Origin of the sequence: Streptomyces sp. NPDC085596, assembly GCF_044541565.1 — a bacterium.
In the GTDB taxonomy this organism is placed as follows: Bacteria; Actinomycetota; Actinomycetes; order Streptomycetales; family Streptomycetaceae; genus Streptomyces.
The window spans coordinates 1-25,160 of the sequence record NZ_JBITTC010000007.1; the positions used below are offsets into that span (position 1 = coordinate 1).

General features: G+C 71.7%; 18 protein-coding genes, 1 tRNA gene and 1 pseudogene. 6 read left to right on the forward strand and 14 right to left on the reverse strand.

Features of this window, described 5'->3' with window-relative positions:
• The 3 genes and pseudogenes from ACIGA3_RS20730 to ACIGA3_RS20740 all read right to left on the reverse strand — a co-directional run.
• A pseudogene (locus tag ACIGA3_RS20730) lies at positions 1–1,257 on the reverse strand (Teneurin-1); the annotation flags it as partial.
• Between the two features lie 329 nt (positions 1,258–1,586).
• A complete protein-coding gene (locus ACIGA3_RS20735; protein ID WP_399718506.1) occupies positions 1,587–2,261 on the reverse strand; it encodes an HNH endonuclease family protein in 675 nt (224 codons plus the stop codon).
• 197 nt (positions 2,262–2,458) lie between these two features.
• The gene (locus ACIGA3_RS20740) at positions 2,459–3,343 is read right to left on the reverse strand and encodes a hypothetical protein (protein ID WP_399717633.1); all 885 of its coding nucleotides are present in this window, start codon (positions 3,341–3,343) and stop codon (positions 2,459–2,461) included.
• Between the two features lie 115 nt (positions 3,344–3,458).
• Here ACIGA3_RS20740 and ACIGA3_RS20745 point away from each other — a divergent pair, with 115 nt between their 5' ends.
• Positions 3,459–4,052 (forward strand): TetR/AcrR family transcriptional regulator, encoded by a 594-nt coding sequence (locus ACIGA3_RS20745; RefSeq protein ID WP_399717636.1) that lies wholly within the window; start codon positions 3,459–3,461, stop codon positions 4,050–4,052.
• 79 nt (positions 4,053–4,131) lie between these two features.
• Here ACIGA3_RS20745 and mfd read toward each other — a convergent pair whose 3' ends face one another.
• From mfd to ACIGA3_RS20775, 6 genes are all read right to left on the reverse strand, one after another.
• The gene (gene mfd, locus ACIGA3_RS20750) at positions 4,132–7,665 is read right to left on the reverse strand and encodes a transcription-repair coupling factor (RefSeq protein ID WP_399717639.1); all 3,534 of its coding nucleotides are present in this window, start codon (positions 7,663–7,665) and stop codon (positions 4,132–4,134) included.
• 355 nt (positions 7,666–8,020) lie between these two features.
• On the reverse strand, positions 8,021–10,600 hold the full coding sequence (locus tag ACIGA3_RS20755) for an ABC transporter permease (protein ID WP_399717642.1): 2,580 nt from the start codon (positions 10,598–10,600) through the stop codon (positions 8,021–8,023).
• Entirely contained in the window at positions 10,597–11,385 is a 789-nt protein-coding gene (locus ACIGA3_RS20760; RefSeq protein ID WP_399717644.1) for an ABC transporter ATP-binding protein, read from the reverse strand. Before ACIGA3_RS20760 ends, ACIGA3_RS20755 begins: the two co-directional genes overlap by 4 nt.
• A gap of 404 nt (positions 11,386–11,789) precedes the next feature.
• On the reverse strand, positions 11,790–12,656 hold the full coding sequence (locus tag ACIGA3_RS20765; RefSeq protein ID WP_399717647.1) for a DivIVA domain-containing protein: 867 nt from the start codon (positions 12,654–12,656) through the stop codon (positions 11,790–11,792).
• A gap of 183 nt (positions 12,657–12,839) precedes the next feature.
• Positions 12,840–15,218, reverse strand: coding sequence for an SUKH-4 family immunity protein (locus tag ACIGA3_RS20770; RefSeq protein ID WP_399717650.1), 2,379 nt, complete (start codon positions 15,216–15,218; stop codon positions 12,840–12,842).
• A gap of 10 nt (positions 15,219–15,228) precedes the next feature.
• Positions 15,229–16,233 carry an SMI1/KNR4 family protein gene (locus ACIGA3_RS20775; protein ID WP_399717653.1) on the reverse strand — a complete coding sequence of 335 codons (1,005 nt, stop codon included), beginning with the start codon at positions 16,231–16,233 and terminating at the stop codon, positions 15,229–15,231.
• Positions 16,234–16,596: 363 nt separating this feature from the next.
• Between ACIGA3_RS20775 and ACIGA3_RS20780 the strand changes: the two genes are divergently transcribed.
• Both ACIGA3_RS20780 and ACIGA3_RS20785 read left to right on the forward strand, forming a co-directional pair.
• Positions 16,597–17,112 carry a YwqJ-related putative deaminase gene (locus tag ACIGA3_RS20780; RefSeq protein WP_399717655.1) on the forward strand — a complete coding sequence of 172 codons (516 nt, stop codon included), beginning with the start codon at positions 16,597–16,599 and terminating at the stop codon, positions 17,110–17,112.
• A 55-nt stretch (positions 17,113–17,167) separates the two neighbouring features.
• On the forward strand, positions 17,168–17,701 hold the full coding sequence (locus ACIGA3_RS20785) for an SUKH-3 domain-containing protein (protein ID WP_399717657.1): 534 nt from the start codon (positions 17,168–17,170) through the stop codon (positions 17,699–17,701).
• Here ACIGA3_RS20785 and ACIGA3_RS20790 read toward each other — a convergent pair.
• The 5 genes from ACIGA3_RS20790 to ACIGA3_RS20810 all read right to left on the reverse strand — a co-directional run bounded on the left by ACIGA3_RS20790 (position 17,688) and on the right by ACIGA3_RS20810 (position 22,378).
• Positions 17,688–18,551, reverse strand: coding sequence for an SAM-dependent methyltransferase (locus ACIGA3_RS20790; protein WP_399717660.1), 864 nt, complete (start codon positions 18,549–18,551; stop codon positions 17,688–17,690). The two genes, ACIGA3_RS20785 and ACIGA3_RS20790, sit on opposite strands and share 14 nt — an antisense overlap.
• A gap of 2 nt (positions 18,552–18,553) precedes the next feature.
• Positions 18,554–19,225 (reverse strand): cysteine hydrolase family protein, encoded by a 672-nt coding sequence (locus ACIGA3_RS20795; RefSeq protein WP_399718509.1) that lies wholly within the window; start codon positions 19,223–19,225, stop codon positions 18,554–18,556.
• Positions 19,226–19,227: 2 nt separating this feature from the next.
• A complete protein-coding gene (locus ACIGA3_RS20800; RefSeq protein ID WP_399717662.1) occupies positions 19,228–20,322 on the reverse strand; it encodes an isocitrate/isopropylmalate family dehydrogenase in 1,095 nt (364 codons plus the stop codon).
• A 32-nt stretch (positions 20,323–20,354) separates the two neighbouring features.
• Positions 20,355–20,885 carry an EF-hand domain-containing protein gene (locus tag ACIGA3_RS20805; protein WP_399717665.1) on the reverse strand — a complete coding sequence of 177 codons (531 nt, stop codon included), beginning with the start codon at positions 20,883–20,885 and terminating at the stop codon, positions 20,355–20,357.
• A 176-nt stretch (positions 20,886–21,061) separates the two neighbouring features.
• Entirely contained in the window at positions 21,062–22,378 is a 1,317-nt protein-coding gene (locus ACIGA3_RS20810) for a sensor histidine kinase (protein WP_399717668.1), read from the reverse strand.
• Between the two features lie 145 nt (positions 22,379–22,523).
• Here ACIGA3_RS20810 and ACIGA3_RS20815 point away from each other — a divergent pair, with 145 nt between their 5' ends.
• The 3 genes from ACIGA3_RS20815 to glmU all read left to right on the forward strand — a co-directional run bounded on the left by ACIGA3_RS20815 (position 22,524) and on the right by glmU (position 25,054).
• Complete coding sequence (locus tag ACIGA3_RS20815; RefSeq protein WP_399717670.1) at positions 22,524–23,411, forward strand: hypothetical protein; 888 nt, start codon at positions 22,524–22,526, stop codon at positions 23,409–23,411.
• Positions 23,412–23,419: 8 nt separating this feature from the next.
• A tRNA-Gln gene (locus ACIGA3_RS20820) sits at positions 23,420–23,492 on the forward strand.
• Positions 23,493–23,605: 113 nt separating this feature from the next.
• Entirely contained in the window at positions 23,606–25,054 is a 1,449-nt protein-coding gene (glmU, locus tag ACIGA3_RS20825) for a bifunctional UDP-N-acetylglucosamine diphosphorylase/glucosamine-1-phosphate N-acetyltransferase GlmU (RefSeq protein ID WP_399717673.1), read from the forward strand.
• Positions 25,055–25,160: the final 106 nt, after the last annotated feature.

A 25,160-nucleotide genomic window follows, 5' to 3' on the forward strand; every position in this document is an offset into this window, starting at 1 on the left:
CGGGTCCCACGCCGCCGACACCTGCGCGACGCTGAACGCCTCCGGCGTACACGTCGAGGCCCAAATGTCATACAGATGCAGATTGGCCGAGACCAGAGAGACACCCGAACCATCGAAGCTGTCCCGCCAGTCCTGCACGAACGAGACCGCCGAGTGCGAACCGGAATCGTAAGAGCCGATCTTCAGAGTCTGCTCCTGCGACCGGTCCGCCACCGGATAACCCGACTCCGTGTACGTACTGTGCACGTAGTCCCACACCGACGTGTCCGGATCCACCGTCACCGGGAACTGCCGCGCCTTCGCATGCAGCCACGCCGGGTTCAACGTCATCCGCAACGCCGACTCACCATGCGAAGTGACCAGCTCGTACGACACCGCGTGCGTCGTCGCCCGCTCACCCGACACCCTGTCGATCTTCGAATCGAACGCATAAGCCGACGGGATCGAGGCGACACCCTTACCATTCGCGTCCCGCAGATCCACCCCACCGGACTTGTTCAGCCCCGCCGTCAACCCCTTCAGATGAAGAGGGAACACCCACGAGTTCGCCGCATCCGCCGAATGCAGCACCAGCGCCTGCCGCAGACCGACCGACGTGGACGTCAACTCCAGGTCCGTACCCGGAAGAACCTCCGGATAGGCGACCGTCGACCCCTTCGCCACACCGGCCACCTTCGCGGCACCCTCAAGAGCGAACCCGACGCTCTTCCCGTCCTTGCCGAACGACGCGAGATCCTCATCCGCAGCCCTCGGCGCGAAACCGACATCCACCGCGTTGGACTTCTCGACCCACCGGCCGTCAGGACCACGGGCGACAGCGGTGTCGATCTGCTGCCATTCCCCCTTGGGGTCCTTGTAGTTCAGGGGGAAGGGGGATACCTTCCGGCTGAACGATCCGTCCGTGTTGTGGTAGTACGTCGACTTCTGCGTCGACCGGCTCGACACCCGCTTGCTGGTGCGGGGGTTGAACCCACGGAACGAGGCGCTCAGCCCGGCCTTCGCCGAGGACTTGTGCGCCTTGTACGCGCCCAGTTCGCCGCGGCCGTGACCCGGCTTGTGACCCGCACCCCGGTGCGCGCGGGTCGCGGCGGCCGACACATGGTGCCGCTTGCCGGCCGCGGTGCCGGACTGCTGGTGGGGCAGTTTGCCCCAGTGGGGGTCGGTGAACCAGGAGGCCCACGAGGACAGACTCGCACTCGGCAACTTGATGCGACCGAGTTCAAGGCCCTCGGCAAGGGCCTGATCAGTCGTGAACATCAACGCGAGTGCGGTGAGTACGAGAACGGCGACAGAACGCCGCAGACGTTGAGCACGTCGTGCGGGTCTAGGTCGACTGAGTGGCCTTATAGGCACGGGTTCGACTCCAGCGATCAATAAGCGACAGATAAGCCCATTGATCTTGCCGTTGTGAACACCCTGTGGGCGGGCGCGAGGGACGATCTTGCGCAACTCTTGAACGCCGCTTGCTCAACCCGGCCAGTTTGTCGATAAACACCCCTTTGCAGCTTGTGAACATTTTTGCCGTCTCATGAGCGAGTGCACACCGATGCAATGCATGGACGACCGGAAGGTGTCGACGAGCCGCGTCAGCGGGCCCGGAAGCGGGACGGGGCGTTGGTGGGGTTGCCGCCGGTGGGGAGTTTCTGGGTGGGGCAGTCGGCGAGGATCTTCTTCATCGCCGACTTCTCCGCCGAGGTGACCCAGAGGTCGTACTTCTTCTTCACGGCGACCTGGGCGGCGACGTAGGTGCAGCGGTACTTCTTCTCCGGAGGGACCCAGCTGGCGGTGTCGCCGTCGCCCTTGCCGCGGTTGGTGCTCGCGTCGACCGCCAGGAGGTTGAGGGGGTCGTTGGCGAGGGCTATGCGCTTGCCGGCATCCCAGTACTTGGCGCCCTTCTGCCAGGCGTCCGAGAGGGCGACGACATGGTCGATGTCGACCAGGCTGCGGCCGCGCCGGTAGGTGACCGTCTTGCCGGAGTAGGGATCGGGTTCGAGCACCCCGAAGGTGACCTTGCACTTGCCGCCGCTGAACTTCACCTCCTTCAGGTCGCGCTTGAGGATGTCGTCGCGGGTGTCGCAGGAGTTGGAGTCGGTGTCGGCCCAGGCGCTGCCGAAGCGCTCGCGCGAGTAACCGGTCTTGGGTGCGCGGCCCTTGACCTCGAGTGAGTCGGCGGCGGTCAGGGCGGCGCCACGGGCACCGGTCTCCTCCGCGCCCGAAGACCCCTTGACCGGTTCGGCCTTGCAGCCCGTCACGGCGGTCATCACGACCATGGCGGTGACTGCCCCGCCCCACAGACGCTTCACGGCACGTCCCCCTCGCTCGCCCTGGTCCGTCCGCGGACGCGGGCGGAGAGATCCGCTCTCCACCGTAACCGCCGGGCCGCGCTTGATGGATAGGAACCAAAGGGGCGTACAGGGTCATTCGGGGCTCTGGGCGTCTGCCGGTTCGCGCGCCTCGCTCAGACCTTGCCTATCCCCAGGGTCGATTCGGAGGGCAGCAGGCCGGAGGAGAGGACCGCGACCCAGTGGTCGCCGAGGAGGTCGGCCAGGCGGTCGGCGTCCGCTCGGCCGAGGGACTGCCAAGGGGCAGCGGCCAGGCGGTCGGTGTGGTCCTCGACGCGGCGGCGCAGGGCGCGGCCCTCCTGAGTGGCCGCACCGTCCGGCTCCACCAGACCGCGCACGGCGAGGCGTTCACGGGCGGCCGCCCATTCCTCGCGGCTCCAGCCACGGCTTTCGAAACGCTCCACGGACGCGGCGCCTATCGCCGCGAAGGACACCAGGGACTCCACGGGATCGAGCCCCTCGACGAGCAGGGCGGCCAGGTGGCCGTCGCCCCGGTGTTCCCGGAGGATCGTGGCCGCGTGCCACAACTGAAGGTGCGGGGCCTCGGGCCAGGGCAGTTCGGCGTTGGCCGCCGCGAGGGGACGCCCCTCGGTACCCGCGGACTCCGCCGCGCGGCGGGCCAGGGCGGCGGCCTCGGCCAGGCCGGGGCCGTCCACACGGTCTCCGAGGATGGCGCGGTAGGCGCGGTCCATGCCGCGCAGGCGGGCCGCCAGGACCTCCTGGGGGCCGGCGATGTCCCACGCCCGCTTCATGTGTTCGGTGACCATGCGCGGGCTGAAGCTGTAGAAGGCGGAGGTCACCCGCTCGGCGCCGACCTCGCCCAACGGAGCTGCGCGCAGAGGGAAGTAGGCGGGCCAGCGGTCCTGTGTTCCGTACCCGAGCGCGGCCATCTCCTGCTCGACCTCGGGTGCGAAGTAGAGCAGTGCGTGGAACGGCTCCAGCAGATGCCAGAGCTGGCGAACGCGAGCTGTCTCCACCATTTCCAGTGCCTTCGCGGACATGCCGGTCTCCTCCCCCGGATGCGACCGTCGACCGGCCGCCTTCGACTTGACACTGACTAGATTGCCGGACCGGGAAGAACTTGTCAATGACTAGATTCCGCGTATTCTGGTTTCCATGAGCCCCTCGAAGTCCGCGTCCGCAGACCGGCGGTCGTACCACCACGGCGACCTGCGGCGCGCCGTGCTGTCCGCCGCGCTCGACGTCATCGCCTCCGACGGCCCCGGCGCGCTCAGCCTGCGTGACCTCGCCCGCCGGGCCGGCGTCTCGCACGCGGCGCCCGCGCACCACTTCAAGGACCGCACCGGACTGCTCACCGCGATAGCCGCCGAGGGGTTCGCACTGCTCGCGGACACGCTGGGGGAAGCATCCGGACTGCGCGAGGCGGGCGTGCGCTACGTCCGCTTCGCCCGCGAACACCCCGCGCACTTCCAGGTGATGTTCGGCCCGGAGCTGCTGCGCGCCAAGGACCTCGAACTGACCACGGCCCGCGCGCTGGCCGCCGACGCCCTGAGCCAGGCCGTCGCCACCGTCGACCCCGGCGACCGGGGCCCCGACGCCCGGCTGGCCGGGATCGCCGCCTGGTCGCTCGCCCATGGCTACGCCACGCTGCTCCTCGGCCACAACCTCGACGGCCAGGTGGGAGCGGAGGACCCGGAGGAGACGTTCCGCGCGCTCACGGCGATGCTGTTCCACTCGGCGGCCGACTGACACCGGGCCGGTGCAGCCGAGAGGGTCGGAGGAGCCTCTGCTCCCCCGACCCTCTCGAGCGACCTCTCCAGCGACCGGCTCAGGACCCCAGGATCGAAGCCAGGAACTCCCCGACCCAGCCCAGCAGTTCACGGCCGACCAGCGGCTTGCCGCCGACCTTCGCCGTCTTCGGACGCGGCACCAGCACCTGGCGCGCGTTCGCCTTGATGACCGAGCCCGGATACAGCCGCTTCAGCCGCAGCTCCTGCGACTCCCGCAACTCCACCGGAGCGAAGCGGATGTTGTTGCCCTGGAGGACGATCTCGCCGATACCGCAGGCCCGCGCGAGCATGCGCAGACCGGCGACCAGCAGCAGGTTCTCCACCGGCTCGGGCAGCTTGCCGTAGCGGTCGGTGAGTTCCTCGCGGACGGCCTTGATGTCGTCCTCCGAGTTGGCGGAGGCGATGGACCGGTACGCCTGGAGACGCAGCCGCTCGCCGGGCGCGTAGTCGTGCGGGACATGCGCGTCGACCGGCAGCTCGATCTTGACCTCGAGCGGCGGCTCCTCCTCGATCCCGCCGCTCTCCAACTGACGCCGGTAGTCCGCGACGGCCTCGCCCACCATGCGCATATAGAGGTCGAAGCCGACGCCCGCGATATGGCCGGACTGCTCACCACCCAGCAGGTTGCCCGCGCCGCGGATCTCCAGGTCCTTCATCGCCACGTACATACCGGCGCCCATCTCGGTGTGCTGGGCGATGGTGGCGAGCCGTTCGTGCGCGGTCTCGGTGAGCGGCTTCTCCGGCGGGTACAGGAAGTAGGCGTACCCGCGCTCGCGGCCACGGCCGACGCGGCCCCGCAGCTGGTGCAGCTGGGAGAGGCCGAAGTTGTCGCCGCGCTCCACGATCAGGGTGTTGGCGTTGGAGATGTCGATACCGGACTCGACGATCGTCGTGGAGACCAGTACGTCGAACTTCTTCTCCCAGAAGTCCACCACGACCTGTTCCAGGGCCTGTTCGGACATCTGGCCGTGCGCGGTGGCGATCCGCGCCTCGGGGACGATCTCGCGGAGCCGGGCGGCCGCGCGGTCGATGGACTCGACCCGGTTGTGGATGTAGAAGACCTGGCCCTCGCGCAGCAGTTCGCGGCGGATGGCGGCGCCGATCTGCCGCTCCTCGTACGGGCCGACGAAGGTGAGGACCGGGTGGCGCTCCTCGGGCGGGGTGGTGATCGTGGACATCTCGCGGATGCCGGTGACCGCCATCTCCAGGGTGCGCGGGATGGGCGTGGCGGACATGGTGAGGACGTCCACGTTGGCGCGCAGCTTCTTCAGCTGCTCCTTGTGCTCGACGCCGAAGCGCTGCTCCTCGTCGACGATCACCAGGCCGAGGTCCTTGAACTTGGTCTCGGAGGAGAACAGGCGGTGGGTGCCGATGACGATGTCCACGGAGCCGTCCTTGAGCCCCTCCAGCACCGCCTTGGCCTCGGTCTCGGTCTGGAAGCGGGACAGGGCGCGCACATTGACCGGGAACTGCGAGTACCGCTCGGAGAACGTGCCGAAGTGCTGCTGCACCAGCAGGGTGGTGGGCACCAGGACGGCGACCTGCTTGCCGTCCTGGACGGCCTTGAAGGCGGCGCGGACCGCGATCTCGGTCTTGCCGTAGCCCACGTCGCCGCAGATCAGACGGTCCATCGGGACCGACTTCTCCATGTCCTCCTTGACCTCGGCGATGGTGGTGAGCTGGTCCGGGGTCTCCGCGTACGGGAAGGCGTCCTCCAGCTCGCGCTGCCAGGGGGTGTCTGCGCCGAAGGCGTGGCCGGGGGCGGCCATGCGGGCGCTGTACAGCCTGATTAGGTCGGCGGCGATCTCCTTGACGGCCTTCTTGACGCGCGCCTTGGTCTTCGTCCAGTCGGCGCCGCCCAGGCGGTGCAGGGTGGGCGCCTCACCGCCGACGTACTTGGTGATCTGCTCCAGCTGGTCGGTGGGGATGTACAGCCGGTCGCCGGGCTGGCCGCGCTTGGCGGGCGCGTACTCCACGACCAGGTACTCGCGGGTGGCGCCCTGGACGGTGCGCTGCACCATCTCGATGTAGCGGCCGACGCCGTGCTGCTCGTGGACGATGTAGTCGCCGGATTCCAGGGTGAGCGGGTCGATGGTCTTGCGGCGGCGGGCAGGCATCCGAGCGCCCTCGCGGCCGGCGGCCTTCTGACCGGTCAGGTCGGTCTCGGTGAGGACGGCCAGCTTGAGCGCCGCGTCCACGAAGCCGTGGTCGATCGAGCCGCAGGAGACGTGCACCACGGAGGGGCCCAGCTCGGCGAGGTCGGCGTCCAGCCGGGCCGCGATGCCCTCGCCGCCCAGGACCTCGACCGTGCGGGTGGCCGGGCCGTGGCCCTCGGTGACGTACACCGTGCGCCAGCCCTCGGAGAGCCAGCCCTTGGTGTCGGCGAGCGCTCTGGCGGTGTCGCCGCGGTAGGTCTCGGGGGCGCGCATGCCGAGCTTGAGGGTGTCGCCGTCGAACTCCTCGTCGGCGGCGAACGGCGAGACGGACCACCACATCATGTCCAGCTCGCGCGCGCGGTCCCGTACGTCCGCGATGGACCACAGGGAGGCCGCACCGACATCGATGGGTGCCTCCCCGCCGCCCGCGCTGGCCGCCCAGGACGCCTGGAGGAACTCCTGGGAGGTGGCGACGAGGTCGGAGGCGCGGGTACGGACCCGCTCCGGATCGCAGACCACGGCCATCGCGCCCTTGGGGAGCACGTCCAGCAGCAGTTCCATGTCGTCGACCAGGACGGGGGCGAGGGACTCCATGCCCTCCACCGCGATGCCCTCGGCGATCTTGCCGAGCAGTTCGCCCAGCTCGGGGTGTTCCTCGGCGAGGGCACGCGCGCGGGCGCGCACGTCGTCGGTGAGCAGCAGTTCGCGGCAGGGCGCGGCCCACAGGCCGTGTTCGGCGACTTCCAGGGAGCGCTGGTCGGCGACCTTGAAGTAGCGGATCTCCTCTACGTCGTCGCCCCAGAACTCGATGCGCAGGGGGTGTTCCTCGGTGGGCGGGAACACGTCCAGGATGCCGCCGCGTACGGCGAACTCGCCGCGCTTCTCGACCAGCTCCACGCGCGCGTACGCGGCGGCCGCGAGGGCTTCCACGATCTCGTTCAGGTCGGCGGTCTGGCCGGTCTTCAGGGATACGGGTTCCAGGTCGCCCAGGCCCTTGACCTGCGGCTGGAGCACGGAGCGCACGGGGGCCACGACGACGGAGACGGGGCCGGTCTCGGGGTCGTCCGGGCGGGGGTGGGCCAGGCGGCGCAGGACTGCCAGGCGGCGGCCGACTGTGTCGCTGCGCGGGCTGAGGCGTTCGTGCGGCAGCGTCTCCCAGGAGGGGTACTCCACGACGCCCTCGGACGGCAGCAGCGAGCGCAGGGCTGCCGCCAGGTCCTCCGCCTCGCGGCCGGTGGCGGTGACGGCGAGCACCGGGCGGGTGGTCTCGCGGGCCAGGGCGGCGATCGCCAGGGGGCGGGCCGCGGGGGGACCTACGAGGTCGATGTGGGGGCGGTTGCCGTCCGTGGCCGCGGTGATCGCTTCCGCGAGGGCGGGGTCCTTGACGACGGCGTCGAGCAGACCGTGCAGGCTCATGGAGGGGGCTTTCCGTCCAGGGAGGTGGGAACGCGAAGGACCCGACTCGTCGTACGGGCCGGGGGTGCTTCCAGCGTACGACGCTGCGGTCCGGCTTGGCGGGGGCTGTGGATAACGTCTGTTTCCTGGGTGCCATGTGCTGCAGCGCGTGTACCAGAGGGCTCTGCCCCCTGGACCCCCGATTTCCCACCCAGCCCGCCTGTCTCTGTTGGCTGAGAGGCGGGCGTCTCGGGTGGGACAGGCTGGGCGCGTCTCGGGAGCAGCCGGAACGCCCGCGCCCAAAAGCGCCCCCCGGACACGCCGGTGCCGGGAGCCCCCCGTGGGCCCCCGGCACCAATCCCCCGTTCACCCCACCTCACTCTGTGGCGATAGCACTCAGCACATTCATCCGCCCCGCCCTGAACGCCGGGATCAGCGCCGCGAACAGCCCCACGAAGGCCGAGGCGATGAACACCGTGATGATCGTCGGCCACGGGATTTCCAGGACCGTGAGGCCCTGGAGGGCCAGGAGTTTCTGGGCGGTGGCGCCCCAGCCCATGCCGAGGCCCAGGCCGAGGAGGGCGCCGAAGAGGGCGATCACCACCGACTCCAGGCGGATCATGCGGCGCAACTGCCTGCGGGAGAGGCCGATCGCGCGCATCAGGCCGATCTCGCGGGTCCGCTCGACCACCGACAGGGCGAGGGTGTTCACCACGCCGAGGACGGCGACGATGATCGCCAGGGCCAGGAGGCCGTAGATCAGGTTGAGCATCTGGCCGATCTGGTCCTTGAGGGCCCGCTTGTAGTCGGTCTGGTCGCGCACGGTGTACTGCGGGTAGTCGTGCAGGGACGCCTTCAGCGCCTTGTACGCGGCATCCTGCTGACCGTCCTTGGCCGTGGCGAAGAGCAGCAGGTCGAGCGGCATCTTGTCGGCGGGTACGTACTTCTTCGCCGTGGCGATGGAGACGTACATCGCGCCCTTGTCGACGACGACGTCGTCGCTGGTGATCGCGCGGACCGTCAGCCGGGCCGTGCGGCCGTTCTTGAAGGCGACGTCGACCTTGGAGCCGAGCTTGATGCCGTGGTCCTTGGCGAAGCCGGCGAAGACGGACATGGAGTCGGCGCCGTAGGCGTCGGCGAGGTCGCCCTGGACGGTCTCGGTGCGCAGGTCCTCGGCGTAGGTGGCGTCGGCGGCGTTCAGGGACTCGTTCTTGGAGACCTTGCCGTCCGGGGTGGTCATGGTCACGGGGAGGATCTTGTACTCGGTGACCCGCTCCAGCCCCGGGGTGCCCTTGAGCGCGTCGACGGCCTGCGGGGTGATGACGGCGCCGTTGTCGCTCTGGACGATGAAGTCCGCGCCCACCGTCTTGTCGAGCTGGTCGGTGGCGGAGGCCACCATGGACGAGCCGACCACCGACAGGCAGGCCACCAGGGCGAGGCCGATCATCAGGGCGGCGCCGGTCGCGCCGGTGCGACGCGGGTTGCGCAGCGCGTTGCGCTCGGCCATGCGGCCCACGGGGCCGAAGACCCGGAGGACGACCGCGCCGAGAACGCGCACCACGCCGGAGGCGAGCAGCGGGCCGATCACCACGAAGCCGATCAGGGTCAGCACCACGCCGAGGCCCAGCCACGCCGAGCCGGTCGTGGCCTTGTCGGCCGCGGCGGCCGCGAACAGACCGGCCGCGCCCGCCCCGGTGAGGACCAGACCGATCACCGCGCGGATCACACCGGCCCTGGCGTCGGCCGGGGCGCCCGCGTCGCGCAGGGCGGCCATCGGGGAGACCTTGCCCGCGCGGCGGGCCGGCAGGTAGGCGGCGAGGACGGTGACGACGACACCGAGCACCACACCGGCGACCGGGGTGGTCCAGGCGACCGTCAGATCGTCGGTGGACAGGTGCATGCCCATCTGGCCCATGAGCTTCATCAGGCCGACGGCGATGCCGACTCCGGCGCCGACACCGAGCACGGAGCCGATGACGCCGAGCAGCAGGGCCTCGATCAGCACCGAGCGGTTGACCTGGCGGCGGGAGGAGCCGATGGCACGCATCAGGCCGATCTCGCGGGTCCGCTGGGCGACCAGCATCGAGAAGGTGTTGATGATCAGGAAGATGCCGACCAGGAAGGCGATCCCGGCGAAGCCGAGCATCGCGTACCGCATGACGTCGAGGAAGCCCTTCACGTCCTGCTGGTTGGCGTCGGCCACCTCCTTGGCGGTCTGCACCTTGTAGCCGGCACCGAGGGCGGCGCTCACGTCCTGCTTCAGGCGGGCGTCGGTGACGCCCTGGGCGGCGGTGACGTTGACGTTGGTGTAGACGCCGGTGCGGCCGACCAGGGTCTGCTGGGCGGTCTTCGTGTCCAGGTAGAAGATCGCCGCGCCGGGGTTGGTGACGGTGAAGGTGGCGATGCCGGACACGCGCGCGTGGTGCGTGCCGAGGGCGGTGATGACGCCGATGTCGTCGCCGAGCTTCAGGTGGTGCTTGTCGGCGGTGTCGGCGTCGACCATGATCTGGCCGGAGTCCTTGGGCGCCGCACCGGTGGTGATCTTCATGGTGCGGGCGTCGTTGCCGTTCCAGTTGCCGACGATGGTCGGCGCGCCACTGGTGGGCGACAGCTTGTTCTTGTCGCCGTCGACCACGGTGACCGAGGTGGAGAACACCGTGCCCTCGGCCGCCTTCACACCCGGCGCCCCCTTGATCTCGCCGACGACGGCGGCGGGCAGTACGGGCGGCTTGCCGGTGTCGGAGGTGGTCTCCCCGGTGTCGGAGGCGCCCTTGGCGCTCACGGTGACGTCGGAGGACGTCGCCTGGAAGAGCTTGTCGAAGGTGGTGTTCATGGTGTCGGTGAACACCAGCGTGCCGCAGACGAACGCCACCGACAGCAGGACCGCGATCGCGGAGAGCGCCATCCGGCCCTTGTGCGCGAGGAAGTTGCGCAGCGAGGTCTTCAGGACGGTCATGATGTGCGCCCCCGCGCGTCGAAGTCCTTCATGCGGTCCAGTACCTGCTCGGCCGTGGGCCCCCGCATCTCGTCCACGATCCGGCCGTCGGCCAGGTAGAGCACGCGGTCCGCGTAGGAGGCGGCGACGGGGTCGTGGGTGACCATGACGATGGTCTGGCCCAGTTCGTCCACCGAGCGGCGCAGGAAGCCGAGGACCTCGGCGCCGGCGCGGGAGTCGAGGTTTCCGGTCGGCTCGTCACCGAAGATGATCTCCGGCCGGGCGGCGAGCGCGCGGGCCACGGCGACGCGCTGCTGCTGGCCGCCGGAGAGCTGGGCGGGCCGGTGCTTGAGCCGGTCCACGAGCCCGACGGTCTCCACGACCTGGTCCAGCCACGCCTGGTCCGGCTTGCGGCCCGCGATGTCCATGGGCAGCGTGATGTTCTCCAGCGCGTTCAGCGTCGGCAGCAGGTTGAACGCCTGGAAGATGAAGCCGATCCGGTCGCGGCGCAGCCGGGTGAGCTTCTTGTCCTTCAGACCGGTGATCTCGGTCTCGTCGAGATAGATCTGACCGCTGGTCACGGTGTCCAGACCGGCGAGGCAGTGCATCAGGGTGGACTTGCCGGATCCGGAGGGGCCCATGATCGCGGTGAACTGGCCGCGGGCGATGTCCACGTCGACGTGGTCGAGGGCGACGACGCGGGTCTCCCCGGCCCCGTAAGCCTTCACGACCTGCCGCGCCCGCGCGGCTACGGCCGTAGGCCCTCCAGTGCCCCCGTGCCTGGGAATGGTCACAGCCGATGTCACGGTATGTCTCCTATGCGGGTCGATCGCGGGCGACCTGGATCGCGGTGCGATGCGGAGTGGTGCGGGCCGGTACGTCCGTGCGCTACGCCTTGAGTCTGGCCGTGGCGGGGGGTGCCGCACGCTGGTGCGGGCCCCCGTTTCCAGGGGGGAAATCCCTACCCCCGAGGTTCGGCCTGCCGCCCCCCGACGGCATAAAGCCAGACTAAGGACGGGGCAGGGCCGCCCTCGTCCTCCGCGGGGACGAACCCTCCCCGAGCCCTCGTACGGAGATACCCCTAGGGGTACTCCACCGCCGGGTGGAGCCCTTCTCAGGGTCGTCTCCACCCCGGACCCGGCTCAGCCTCCACCCTTACGCCACGTCAGGGTCAACCCGCCCCCTAGGGCATCCCTTCCATGAGGCGGCATCACCGCGCGGTGGCGGCCCGGCTGGTCAGCTCCGTGAGGTGGTCGCGTACGCGGCTCGTCTGGGCCTGTACGTCGTCCCAGGTGTCGCTGTGTTCGCGCAGCACGTGTTCCGTCTCGCGGGCGGTGCGTTCCTCGTGGAGGCGGGCCCCGGCGACGATCTCGGCGGCACGCGCGTGTGCGTCGTCCTGGCGGTGGCGGGCCCGGGCCGTCGCCTCTTCCAGGGCTCGTCCGGCCGCCGCGAGTTCGGCCTCCGCGCGGGCCGTCCGCTCGGCGAGGCGGGCCTCGGCGGCCACCGCCCGCTCCGCGTCCGCGCGTTCGGCCGCCGCCCGGCGCTCCGCGTGCCCGGCCTCCTGCGCGGCGGGCATCGTGGCGGCGTGGGTCCGCGCCTCGCGCAGTGCCGCGAGGGCCTGCCCGCGCAGTTCCCGTACCTCGCGCCGGGCGCCGACCCGCACCCCGTCCGCCTCGGTGCGCGCCGCCAGCAGCAGCCGCCCGGCCTCCTCCTCGGCCTCGGCGCACAACGCTTCCGCCGCCTCCCGCGCGGCCCGCACCACGCCGGCCGCGTCCCGCTCGGCCCGCGCGACCCGGTGCCGCGCCTCCTCATGGGCCGCCTCGCGCACGGCGGCGGCCTCCTCACGCAGCAGCCGGAACGCGTGCCGGGCCCGCTCGCCGAGGGCGTCGTACTCCTGCGGGGCGAGCCCCGCGGCCGTCTCGCCGAGCCGCGCGGACTCGGCCTCCATGCGCCTGGCCAGCACGGTCAGCCGGGCCGCGCGCTCCCAGGCCGCGTCCCGGTCGCGGGAGAGCGCCGCCAGGAACGCGTCGACCTGGTCGGGGCGGTAACCGCGCGGTGTCCTCGCTGTGCCGCTCACCCAGGGACCCCTCTCCGTCGGACATACCCGACATGATGATTTCCCGCATATCCTGCCGGTTGGGTCATAGGTGTTCATAACGCGACACTCCGCCGATGACACCGGGTCAGAAGCGGGCAGGAAACGCCGTGGGGCCCTTCACCCGAACCGGTGAAGGGCCCCACGTTTCAGCGGACGCGCTCGCTAAAGCAGCCCGTCCCACATCTGCTCCAGCAGCACCGACCACCAGCTCTCCGGCGACGCCAGCGCGGCCGGGTCCAGGGCCGCCAGCTGGGCCTGGAAGTCGACGGTCCAGCGGGCCGCCTGCTCCTGGTTCAGGCCGTAGCGCAGCCGCCACATCCGGCCCAGCAGCCCCAGACAGCGGGCGAACTCGGGCAGCCCGGAGTTCACGAACTGCGGCGGCACCGGAGCACCGCCCGGCCCGCTCTCCACCGGCACGGCCACGATGTTCGCCGTCCCGTACTGCACACAGATCGCCTTGCCGAAGTCCGTGCCCATCACGAGGTACGACCCCGCGTCCGAGGCCGGGGCCACCCCGCGCTCGGCCGCCAGCTCCGCCAGCGTCGGCACCGGACGGCCCGGCTGGGCCTGCGCCCAGAAGAACGGGCCCATGTCCAGCGGCAGTCCGGCCACCACCAGGGTGTGCGCCACGACCGGCGGCACGCCCTGCCGGGCCACCGCCTGCTGTTCGAACCGGTACACGCCAGGACCGAACACCGCCGCCAGCTCCTGCGCGACGCCCTCCGGCGGGATCGGCGGCGCGGGCGGCACCGGCGGCAGCGGCGCCCGCACCGGCGCGGGCCGCGCGGGACCGTCCGCGACCTGGTGCAGCTCGCCCTGATGGGCCAGCAGTTCCTGCATGCCCTCCTGCCGGCTCGCGTGGTCCGTGCCGTACGGCGCGATGGACGCGATCCGCGCCTGCGGCCACTGCTCCCGGATCATCCGCGCGCAGTACGCGCCCGGCAGCTCACAGGACTCCAGCTCGGTGTGCAGCTCCAGCACCTGGTCCGGCGGCACGTTCATCGCGCGCAGCTCGTGGAAGATCTGCCACTCCGGGTGCGGGGTGCCCGGCGCCGAACGCCGGATCAGCTGCTGCTCCGAGCCGTCCTGCGCGCGGTAGCGCAGCACCGCCTGGTAACCGGGTCCCACCATGGGCTGCCCCGGCTGCGGATACCCGTACGCGGCGGGCTGTCCCGGCATCGGCGCGGCCGGGGGCGGCATCGCGCCGGGCGGCGGCATGGCACCGGCCACCGGCGGCATCGCTCCCGGAGGCGGCATGGCACCGGGCGGGGGCATGGGCGCGCCCTGCGGCGGCGGCCCCGCGTGCGGCATCGGCTGCGGCGCGGGCGGGGGGGCCTGCGGCATGCCGGGTACGGGCGGCATCCCCGCCGTCGGCTGGGTGCCGGGCGCGGGGGGCGTGCCGGGGGCGGACGGCGGCGGGGGGACGCCGGGACCGCCGGGCGAGGGCGGGGACAGCACGGTCTCCGCGTGATGCACGGCACCGGGCGCTCCGGCGGGCCGGGGCGGGGCCGGGGTGCCCGGAGCGGCCGGCGGCTGCGGCGTCCCGCCAGGCCCGGAGGGGTTCTCGGGGCCGAGCGAGGAGACCAGCTGCGTCGGTACGTAGCCCTCGCCGCCCGGGTGCGCGCCCGGTGCTCCGGGGGCGCCCGGCGGGTGCGGGGGCAGACCGGGGCCACGCTTGCGGGGCGGCGGCGCGGCCTTGCTGGTCGCGGCGTCGGCGATGTCCCCGGCGTGCGGCGGCAGCGGCCGCGCCGGAGCGGGAGGAGTACCGGGTCCCTGGGCCGGGGCCGGTGTGCCGGCGTCGTCCACCGCGGGGGCGACCGCGGTGGGCGGGAGCTGGCTGCCGCCCGACATCAGTGCCGTCTTCGCGTCCGGCGCGGCGGCGGGCGGACGCGGGGTGCCGTCGTTCAGCGGCGGCGCGAACACCGTCGCGGGCAGCGGCACCGAACGGTCCTCGCCACCCTCGGCGTTGGTGTCCGTACCGGCCCACGGGGTGTCCCCGTCGCGGTTCTCCTCCGCCTCGCCCTTGGCGGCGGGCCAGGCGGCCCCGCTGTCCGGAGCGGCGGCGGGCAGGCCGGCCTGCGTCTGGGCGAGCCCTGCGGGGGAACCCTGAGCCGGCACCGAAGGCGAACCCTGGTCCGACCCCGACCCCGACCTACGGTCCGGGATACCCAGCTTGTCCGCCGCCTCCTGCAACCACTCCGGAGGACTCAGCAGGAACGACGTCTGGTTCAGGTCCACCCGCGCGGCGGGCGGCACCGGTGCCGCGTCCTCGACGTCGTCGGGACGGCCGTACAGCTCCTCGTACCGGCGGATGACCTCGCCCACCGGCAGCGCGGGCCACAGCGTGGCCTCGCCGCTGTCCCGCGCGATGACCAGCCGCTGGCCGCCCGCGTCGGAACGCGGGCCGTCGGCACGGTCCTCGCCCCACACCACGAACCCGAGGTCGAACTCCCGTACCCGCACCTCACGGTGCTGGTACGCCGGGACGTCCCCGTTGATCCACTCCTCGCCGCGCTCCTGCGCGCGCGCAAACGTCACCATGACCCGGACCTCACTCCCCCGCCGACGCCGAGGACGCCGGAGACACCGGGACGGCGCGCGCGAAGCCGCCGTCCACCATCAGACTCGCCACCGTGTCCAGCTCCGGCGGATCACCGGCCAGCCGGGACAGGAACGCGTCGAAGTCGTCGCCGCAGGGCAGCAGCAGCCGCTCCACGCGCTCCGCCGCCGACCACGACGGGTCCACGTCCCGCACGTCGTCGTACGCGCAGAACCACACCGAGCCGGCCCGCTCGCCCTTCACCTTCACCGCGACCAGACCGCCCTGGACGAACGCGACGCCCAGGTAGTCCTTGGTGAGATGGTCGCGCAGGCACTTGTTCACGTACACCAGGTCGTTGACCGCGGCCTCGTCCCGGACCGTGAAGAACGGCTGGTCCAGCAGCAGGCCCAGCTCGGCGTCGAGCGCGGCGCCCACCGGCGCGCAGCCGCCCGCCGCCTTCAGGAACGAGCGGTAGGCGCCGGGCAGCCGGTAGCCGAGGTCCTCCTCGACGCCCTGCACCTGCGACTCCGTCACCGCGATCCCCGACTTGGGGAGCGCGAAGTGCGCCGGACGCGTCTCGTTCAGCGGGCGGGTGCCGCGCTTGGCGTGGTCCACCACCGCCGTCGCCACCCCGCCGTGATGCCGCAGCAGCGCCTTCACCTCGACCGGGACCAGCTCCAGCCGTCGCGAGCCCGCCACGTGGTGCCACGTCCAGCCGTGCGGCGTCGCCACCTCGGGCACCGTGTCCCACAGCTCGTGCCCCGACGCCGCCAGCACCGCGTTGGCCGACACGTAGTCCGTCAGCCGCAGTTCGTCGACGCCGAACCCCTCCGGGGGCTCCGCGATCTCGGCCGCCGCGCGCGCGTACGGCGCGAAGTCGGGATGACCGTGCTCGTCGATCCGCACACCGCGCGGATGGCGGGCCGCCCGGACCGGGTCCGGGAAGTGCACGACCTGCCCGGCATAGGCCGCGTTCGGCGGCGCGGCTTCCTGCCCGAGCCGACCTGTCGTCATGGCGGTTGCCCCCTGCGGCACTCTGTACGAGCCGGGCACCGCACCCTCTCCGGTACGCCCCGACCCGTATCCGACTGTCTTCAACGTCACCGACGCCTAAAGGCCGCGCCCCGGCGCGGTGCCGACAGCCTATGCGGTACGCGCACACCGGTCACCGGCCCACCGGACCCCGGTCCTCCACCCCCGCCACCCCCGACCCCCTCGAACACCCCACCGAAAGCCCGTCACTTGTGTGACCAGCCGTCACCACACGTGACGGGTGAACCCCGCCCTGGCGTGTCGCACCGCCCCAGCTTCCGCAGTGGCCACGGCATTTGGCACTCTGTGTCCCTCGGGCGCGGGCCCAGGGGAGGGAAGACGATCATGAACACCATGCCGACAGGAGGTACCGACGTGCGGGCCGGCGACCCTCGTATCGGCTGGAGCGACACCAACGAGGCTCCCGCCCCCGCCCTGCTGCACCGCCGCGACGGCATCCTGCCCGCCGTCGCAGCAGCCCTCTCCGTACGCGGCGCCACCCTCACCGGCACCGCCGCCCGCGGCGACCAGCCCGCCCCCCTGCACCACCTCGTGCAGGACTTCCTCGACACCCTCACCAGCGGCCAGCGCGACCGCTTCACCGGCCGGTGCGCCGAGACGATCCTCATCTCCCGGCACCTCACCGCCGCCGACGCCACCCGCAGCAGGCGCTCCGCCCGCCGGCCCATGACCAACGGCGAGGCCCGCAAGTCGCTGAAGCACGCCAAGCTCACCGCCCGCCGCATACGCGAGGACGGCGACCCGCTGCACGGCAGCTTCGCCACCCCCTGCCGCGCCTGCGCCGCCCTCAGCGCCCACTTCGGCGTCCGCGTCGTCGACCCGGCCACCACCGGCGACTGACCCCGCCCCGCCGGGCCCCCGTACCAGCTCACCAGCACGACGATCGATAGGGCAGATGCACCCCGACCGCACCTCCTCCCCCAGGCTCGCCGCACCCCACGGGCCGGGTGGCACCGCACCCCGCTTCCCCGGCGCCGTCGACAACGCGCTGCGCACCGCGGGCTGGCACCCCGGCCGCTGGGACATAAAGCAGGCCGAGATCTGGGCCGACACCCTGCGCGAACACCTCTCCCCCGCCGGACACCGGCACGCCGTCTTCCCCGCCGCCGTCGAAGCCTGGGCCGAGTTCGGCGGACTGCACGTCACCCCCACCGGCACCGGACGCCAGATCGCCCCGGCGGTCCTCCACCTCGACCCGCTCCAGGGCCTGCACCTGGCCCGCACCCTCGGCGACCTCGGCCGCGCGCTGGGCACCGAACTCAGCCCGCTGGGCGAGGAGACCGACACCGCCGCCCTCCTCGCCATCGACACCCAGGGCCGCGTCTACACCCTCGACCACACCGGCGACTGGTACCTCGGCCCCGGCATCGACCACGCGCTGACCGCGCTCATCGCCGGAACCCAGCCCGTCCGCCTCACCGCCGGCTGACCCCCGCCGCCCCCTTCACCGCGCACACCCAGCGGTTGGCGGCCAGCGCGTCGTCCGGCTCCGGCCGCGGCCCCCGGCCGTACCTGCGGGCATGGTCGTACGGCGTACCCACCTCGGTCCGCCAGCCCCGGCCCGCCAGATCCGCCGCCGAGTCCGGACGCGGATCGCCGTCGAACAGGGCCAGCAGATCCACCCCCAGCCGCTCCCGCGCCTCCGCGTACACCGGGCTGTCCCGCACCGCGCGAGCCTCCTTGAGCAGCTTCACCTCGTAGCCCAGCATGCTGCCCGCCGCGCTCAACTCGTCCACCACGGCGATCAGCCGGCGCTCGGCATCGGCCGGGAGATAGAGCAACAGCCCCTCCGCCAGCCACGCCGTCGGCAGCCCGGGCTCAAGACCGGCGCCGAGCAGCGCCGCCGCCCAGTCCCCCCGCAGATCCACCGGCACCGGCACCCGCCCGGCCGACGGCACCGCACCCGCACCCGCCAGCACCCGCTCCTTGAAGCCCAGCACACCGGGCCGGTCCACCTCCCACACCGTGCTGCCCGACGGCCAGTCAAGACGGAACGCCCGCGTGTCCAGCCCCGCCCCCAGCAGCACGAACTGCCGCGTCCCCGCCCGCGCCGCCGACCGCAGCGCATCGTCCAGCACCCGCGTCCGCAGCCCGAAATACCGGCCCAGCCGGCCCCACACCGGATCGGCCTCCCCACGCGGCACCTGCTCCGGACACACCGGCCACCCGGCCGACACCGGCGCCGCGCGCACGAAACACTCCGCCCACGGATCACGCGCCAGCGCGTCCGGACGGCGCGCCTCGATCGCCCGCGCCGCCGCGACCAGCAGCGCGGTCACCCCTACTCCCGCGTCCACTCCGAAGTCACCGGCACCGGGCCGGTCCGCCGTACCGACGGCTGCGATGATTCCTCCTCGGTCGGGGGATACGCGGCCCACAGCTCCGGGTCCGCACGCGTCGTCAGACGGGCCCCGTACACCCGCCGCATGAACGACCACACCATCGGCTCCGGCAGATGCAACGGCGTCGTGCAGTCCGTGAGCACCGTCACCTCGAACCCCTTCTGGAACGCCGTCCGAGCCGTCGAATCCACACACACATCGGCGAACACCCCCGCGAACACCAGCCGCACCACCCCCCGGTCCCGCAGATGCCGCTCGAACCCCTCCGCCAGGAACGCGTCGAAACACGCGTACTTGGTGAACACCGCCTCCCCCGCGGCCGGCACCACCCCGTGGAACTCCGCGCCCCGGCTCCCCGTCAGGCACTTCGCCCGCTTGCCCCGCACCCGGTCCCGCCGCCGCCAGCTCCGCCCCTGATGCTCCACATCCCCCAGGAACCGGACGAAGACCACCTCCACCCCGGCCTCCCGCGCCGCCCCCACCACCTCGGCCGCGGCCCCCGCCGCACGCGCCAGCACCTGAGGATCACCGCCATGACGGGCGGCGGCCGACGCGTCGCAGAAGTCGTTCTGCAGATCGACCACCACCAGCACCACACCGCCGCCCGCCACCCTCACGCCCCCGCCACCAGCGCGTCCGCCCCAGCACCCGCCCCCGGCCCCGGCACCCCCAGCCCCGCCAGCACCCCGGCCACCACCTCACCGGTCGACGCGGACCCACCCACATCGGCCGTGCACACCCCCCGGTCCGCCAGCCCCGCGAGCGCCCCCTCCACCGCCGCCACCGCCCCCGGACACCCCACATGCCGCTCCGCCACGGCCGCCGCCGCCCGGATCGCCGCCACCGGATTGACCGCGTCCCGCCCCTCGAGATCGTCCGCCGAACCATGCACCGTCTGGAACTCCACCAGCCCCGCCACATCCGGCCGCAAGTGCACGTTCTCCGTGAACCGGCTCTCCTGCCGCTCACCCCCGAACCGGTCCAGCAGCACCACATGCATGATGTCCGCCCACTCGTTCCCCGCCACCACCACCGTCCTGGGCGGCAGACCATGCGCGATCAGATCCCGGTTCACCGTGTCCGGCTGGCACAACCGGATCTCCACCCCATGACGCGCCGCCGCCCCCCGCACCCAGTCGTCCAGCGCCCCGTCCAGCAGATGGAACTTGTACGCCATCACCACCCGCGCCGCCCCGCCCCCCGGCCACAACAGCCGCGCCCGCCCCAGCGCGCAGTCGATCACCTCGTTCGTGATCTCCTCGGTGAACTCCATCGTCCGCACCACCCGGCCCGGCCCATGCCGGTTCTCCCCCGTGTAGAACCCCTGCGCCTGATCCCGGACCAGCAACAACTCCGGCGCCACCCCACCCGGCGGACCCCCCAGCCCGTCCACCTTCACCGCACGCAACCGCTGCCGCACCAGATACAACGACTGCGCGTTGATCGCCGTACGGAACACCGCCGAGACCCCCCGGCCCGCCAGCCCCCGGCAGAACCCCTCGTAATGCGCCGCGTCCTGTGCCGTCAGCGCCGCGATCCGCTCCGGCGCCTCACCCCGCAGCGACACATACGAGTGATAGACCCGCTCCGCACGCTCCACCCGCACCGGCACCCCGAACGCCCCCGCCAGCTGCCCCAGCACCCGCTCGAAGACACCGGCCACCTCAGCGCCCGTACCCCGCCCCACGGCGAGCCCCACAACCGTCACCCCGGCCGCCCCTCTCCCCGAACCGCCCCGCCTCAGCCCGCCGCGCCCACCAGGTGGTCACCCGGAATCCCCGCCTTGTCCGGCGCGTAGAAGTCCTCGATCCCCCCGACCCACGTCGCCACCGCGATCCGGTCCCCCTCGTCCGGACCGAACGCGTCGAACAGCGCGTCGATGTTCGGACCCGCGAAACCGATCGCCCGCATCAACGCCGTGAACAACGGACGCCCGATCACCCCGTCCCCGTCCGGATCACCCAGCGCCGCCAGCGCCTCCGCGAACTCCCGCACCGTCCCCGCGAACCGCTCCGGCGCCAGCACACACGCCCGGTACTCCTCCAGCGTGATCACCCCGTCCCCGTCCGCGTCCAGCTCCGCCTCCAGCGTCTCCCAGTACCGCTGGAACGCCGCCGACATCCGCGCCCGCGCACCCTCGCCCGAACCCTCGGCCGCCTCCGTCACACGGGCCGCCATCAGCTCGAAGTCCTCCGGGTCCAGATGACCGTTGCCATTCGCGTCGAACAGCGAGAACACCAGCGTCACCCGGTCGATGGCCTCAGTACGCATGACTCCCCAGACCCTCTCGTCGACTCGCCCCGATCCCCTCGGGACACACCGACACACTGCGTCTCAGAAGCCCCCCGCATGCCGCCGAACAGGCACGTTCATCCAATGGGTGGATTCAGCACCTACCGAGGATTGCGCCGCGAAACCGCCAGAAGCGGCCACCGGAAAACGCGGCCCTAGGCCGCCGGAATCACCGCCGACACCCGGAAACCCCCCGCATCCGTCGGCCCCGACACGAACACACCCCCCAGCGACACGACCCGCTCCCGCATCCCCACCAGACCATTGCCACCCGACGGCAACCCCGCCGACGCCGACCCCGGCTCCGGCGGCGAATCGTTCTCCACCTGCATCGCGATCTCCGCCGACCGATGGGCGAGCCGCACATACGTCTTCGCACCCGCCGCATGCTTGTGGACGTTCGTCAACGCCTCCTGCACCACCCGGTACGCCGTCTGCTCCACCTCCGCCGGATACGACCGCAGCTCACCCTCCACCGACAGCGCCACCACCATCCCGGCCGCCGCCGACTGCCCCACCAGCTCCTCCAGCTCCGACAACCACGGCCCGTCCACCACGACCACCTCGGCCGCCGCCTTCGACGCCGCCTCCGCCGCCGCGACACCCACCGCCGCCAACGGCACCGGCACCGGCTGCACACGCCGCCGCACCCCGTCCCCCGACCGCAGCACCCCGAGCATCTCCCGCAGCTCGGTGAGCGCCTGCCGGCCCATGTCCCCCACCAGCGCCGCGTTCCGCACCGCCTTCTCCGGGTCCTTGCGTGCCACCGCCTGCAACGCCGCCGCGTGCACCACCATCAGACTCACCCGGTGCGCCACCACGTCGTGCATCTCCCGCGCGATCCGCGTGCGCTCCTCGTTCCGCGCCCACTCCGCACGCTCCTCGGCCCGCTCCGCGAGCAGCTGGAGCTCCCTCTCCAGACTGTCCGCCCGCTCCCGCAGGCTCTCCATCAGCCGGCGCCGCGCACCCACGTACAGCCCGAGCAGCAGCGGGGGCGCCGTCAGGCCCAGCGACGTGGTCACCGCGGCGAACGGCACGAACCAGTCGCCCAGCGTCAGATCGCCGCGCGCCATGTCCTGGCGCACCCGGACGAACGTCACGATCATCGTGCCCACCAGCGACATGCCCGCCAGCGCCACGATCACCCGGCGCGGCAGCTCGCACGCCGCCAGCGTGTACAGGCCGACGATGCCCATCAGGAAACCCATCTGGGCGGGCGTCACCGCGATCGCCACCAGCACCACCGCGACCGGCCACTTCCGGCGCACCAGCAGTACCGAGCCCGCGAGCAGCCCGAACATGATGCCCAGCCACAGCGGCACACCCGCGTCCCGCGCGAACGGGATTCCCTCCGCGCCGCACTCCACCGCGGACGCCAGCGCGAGGCCGACGTCCAGCACCGCACCGCGCCGTCTCTCCCACCACCACGGGCCGGTCGGCGCCCTGGTGTGGTCTTCCCCCGTCGTGGTCATGCCCTCCAGCCTACGGGCGCCCAGGGCGGCTTTTCCGGTGACTTTCGCCTACCCGTCCGGCCCCGAAACCCGGCGGGGTCACTCGAACTACTGAACTCCACCGCCTGCCCCCCGGAAGCCCACATTCCGCCCGGACGATATTCAAATGGCACATTCACCGGGCAAAACCAGTAAGTACGCGAACTTCGAACAACTCCGCGAACAGGCGATCGCCCTCCGCCGCCAGGGCCTGAGCCTCCGCCAGATCCGGAACCACCTGAAGATCCACAACAACGACCTCCTCAACCGCCTGGTCCGGGGCGAGCCCGCCCCGGAATGGACAAGACGCCCGAACGCCAAGGACGACCTCCGAGAACAGGCCCGAGAACTCCGCCGCCAGGGCTGGACCTACGACCAGATCGAAGCGGCACTGGGCTGCTCACGCAGTTCGGTGTCGTTGTGGGTGCGGGACCTGCCGAAGCCCGAGCGCCGGAACCCGACCGAGCAGGCGACGCTGGCCGCACGGAAGAGGTGGGATCACGAGCTGGCGATCCGCGACGACCAGCGCCGCAGGACCAAGACCGCCGCCGAGGAGATCGGCGCGATGACCCCCCGCGAGCTGTTCATGACCGGTGTGGCCCTGTACTGGGCCGAAGGGTCCAAGGACAAGCCGTACGCCAGGCGCGAGAACGTGCAGTTCGTCAACAGCGACCCGGGAGTGATCCGGGTGTTCGTCGCCTGGCTCGATCTGCTCGGGGTGGAGCGCGAGCGTCTGCGGTACCGAGTCATGATCCACATGACCGCCGACGTCGAGGGCGCACAGCGCTACTGGGCCGGCTTGGTCGGCGTCGACACATCAGCGTTCCAGCCGACGACCATCAAGAAGCACAACCCGAGGACCGTCCGCAAGAACGTGGGCGAGAACTACCGGGGTTGTCTGGTGATCAATGTCCTTCAGGGTGCCGATCTGTACCGTCGCATCGAAGGATGGTGGACCGGCATGGTCGATGCGGTCTCGGGACTTACGATGCCGCCGCCCTCCGGTAAGGTCTGACGCAGTGATCCGCCGTAGTGTAATTGGCAGCACGGCACCCTTTGGAGGTGTTCGGTCTAGGTTCGAGTCCTAGCGGCGGAGCTGCCCTTCTGGGTCCTGACAGTACTGTCGGGACCCAGTCTCATGTCCGCCAGAAACCGCCCCGGTATTCTGCGGGCAGTCACCACCTTCTCCCAGAGCCGAAAGGCAACCCCGTGAGCGCCATTCGCCCGGCAGCCGTCGTCGTTCTCGCAGCGGGTGAGGGCACCCGTATGAAGTCGGCCACACCGAAGGTCCTGCACCGGATCTGCGGCCGTTCCCTGGTCGGTCATGTACTGGCCGCCTCCCGTGAACTGGACCCCGCCGAGCTGGTCGTCGTCGTCGGCCACGCCCGTGAGCAGGTCGCCGCGCACCTCGCCGAGATCGACCCCGGGGTCCGCACGGCCGTGCAGGAGCGGCAGAACGGCACCGGGCACGCGGTGCGGATGGGGCTGGAGGAGCTGGGCGGCCCCGTGGACGGCACCGTCGTGGTGGTCTGCGGCGACACCCCCCTGCTGACCGCGGACACCCTCGCCCGCCTCACCGCCACCCACGACACCGACGGCAACGCGGTGACCGTGCTGACCGCCGAGGTCCCGGACGCGACCGGTTACGGCCGGATCGTGCGGGACGGCGCGAACGGCGCGGTGACCGCGATCGTGGAGCACAAGGACGCCACCGACGAGCAGCGGGCGATCCGCGAGATCAACAGCGGTGTGTTCGCGTTCGACGGCCGGCTGCTGGCCCAGGCGCTGAAGCAGGTGCGTACGGACAACAGCCAGGGCGAGGAGTATCTGACCGATGTGCTGGGCATCCTGCGGGCGGCCGGGCACCGGGTCGGCGCGTCGGTGGCCGGTGACCACCGGGAGATCGCCGGGATCAACAACCGGGTGCAGCTGGCGGAGGCTCGCCGGACGCTGAACGACCGTCTGCTGACGGCCGCGATGCTGGCCGGTGTGACCGTGGTGGACCCGGCGACGACGTGGGTGGACGTGACGGTCGGCTTCGGGCGTGACGTGGTGGTGCATCCGGGTACGCAGCTGACCGGTGCGACGCGGCTGGCCGAGGGCGCGGAGGTCGGCCCGAACAGCCGTCTGCACGACACGGTGGTGGGCGAGGGCGCCCGGCTGGACAACACGGTGTCGGACGGCGCGGTGGTCGGCGAGGGCGCGACGGTGGGTCCGTACGCGTATCTGCGTCCCGGTACGCGGCTGGGGGTGAAGGCGAAGATCGGTACGTACGTGGAGACGAAGAACGCGTCGATCGGTGAGGGGACGAAGGTTCCGCATCTGTCGTACGTGGGGGACGCGACGATCGGTGACTTCACCAACATCGGCGCGGCGAGTGTGTTCGTGAACTACGACGGTGAGAGCAAGCACCACACCACGGTGGGGTCGCATTGCAAGACCGGTTCGGACAACATGTTTGTGGCTCCCGTCACGGTCGGGGACGGCGCGTACACCGGTGCGGGGTCCGTGATCACGAAGGATGTGCCGCCCGGTTCGCTGGCCGTGGCCCGTGGCCAGCAGCGGAATATCGAGGGCTGGGTGGCTCGTAAGCGTCCGGGGAGCACGGCCGCGAAGGCGGCGGAGGCGGCGTCCCGGCCGGGCGTGGACGAGGGCTGAGCGAAGGCCCGTCGGACACGAGTGCGTCAAACACGGCGTACCGTGATAAGTGCACAACCGCACCCCTACCAGCTGATTCGGCCCTCTCATGCCCCGTCGAGAGGTC

What these genes read in the sequence shown, in the direction of transcription:
- ACIGA3_RS20735 (WP_399718506.1), bottom strand. Translation starts at nt 2,261, where the DNA reads ATGACCGCCGTGACGGGCTGCAAGGCCGAACCGGTCAAGGGGTCTTCG.
- ACIGA3_RS20740 (WP_399717633.1), bottom strand. Translation starts at nt 3,343, where the DNA reads ATGTCCGCGAAGGCACTGGAAATGGTGGAGACAGCTCGCGTTCGCCAG.
- ACIGA3_RS20745 (WP_399717636.1), top strand. Translation starts at nt 3,459, where the DNA reads ATGAGCCCCTCGAAGTCCGCGTCCGCAGACCGGCGGTCGTACCACCAC.
- mfd (WP_399717639.1), bottom strand. Translation starts at nt 7,665, where the DNA reads ATGAGCCTGCACGGTCTGCTCGACGCCGTCGTCAAGGACCCCGCCCTC.
- ACIGA3_RS20755 (WP_399717642.1), bottom strand. Translation starts at nt 10,600, where the DNA reads ATGACCGTCCTGAAGACCTCGCTGCGCAACTTCCTCGCGCACAAGGGC.
- ACIGA3_RS20770 (WP_399717650.1), bottom strand. Translation starts at nt 15,218, where the DNA reads ATGGTGACGTTTGCGCGCGCGCAGGAGCGCGGCGAGGAGTGGATCAAC.
- ACIGA3_RS20775 (WP_399717653.1), bottom strand. Translation starts at nt 16,233, where the DNA reads ATGACGACAGGTCGGCTCGGGCAGGAAGCCGCGCCGCCGAACGCGGCC.
- ACIGA3_RS20780 (WP_399717655.1), top strand. Translation starts at nt 16,597, where the DNA reads ATGAACACCATGCCGACAGGAGGTACCGACGTGCGGGCCGGCGACCCT.
- ACIGA3_RS20785 (WP_399717657.1), top strand. Translation starts at nt 17,168, where the DNA reads ATGCACCCCGACCGCACCTCCTCCCCCAGGCTCGCCGCACCCCACGGG.
- ACIGA3_RS20805 (WP_399717665.1), bottom strand. Translation starts at nt 20,885, where the DNA reads ATGCGTACTGAGGCCATCGACCGGGTGACGCTGGTGTTCTCGCTGTTC.
- ACIGA3_RS20810 (WP_399717668.1), bottom strand. Translation starts at nt 22,378, where the DNA reads ATGACCACGACGGGGGAAGACCACACCAGGGCGCCGACCGGCCCGTGG.
- ACIGA3_RS20815 (WP_399717670.1), top strand. Translation starts at nt 22,524, where the DNA reads ATGGCACATTCACCGGGCAAAACCAGTAAGTACGCGAACTTCGAACAA.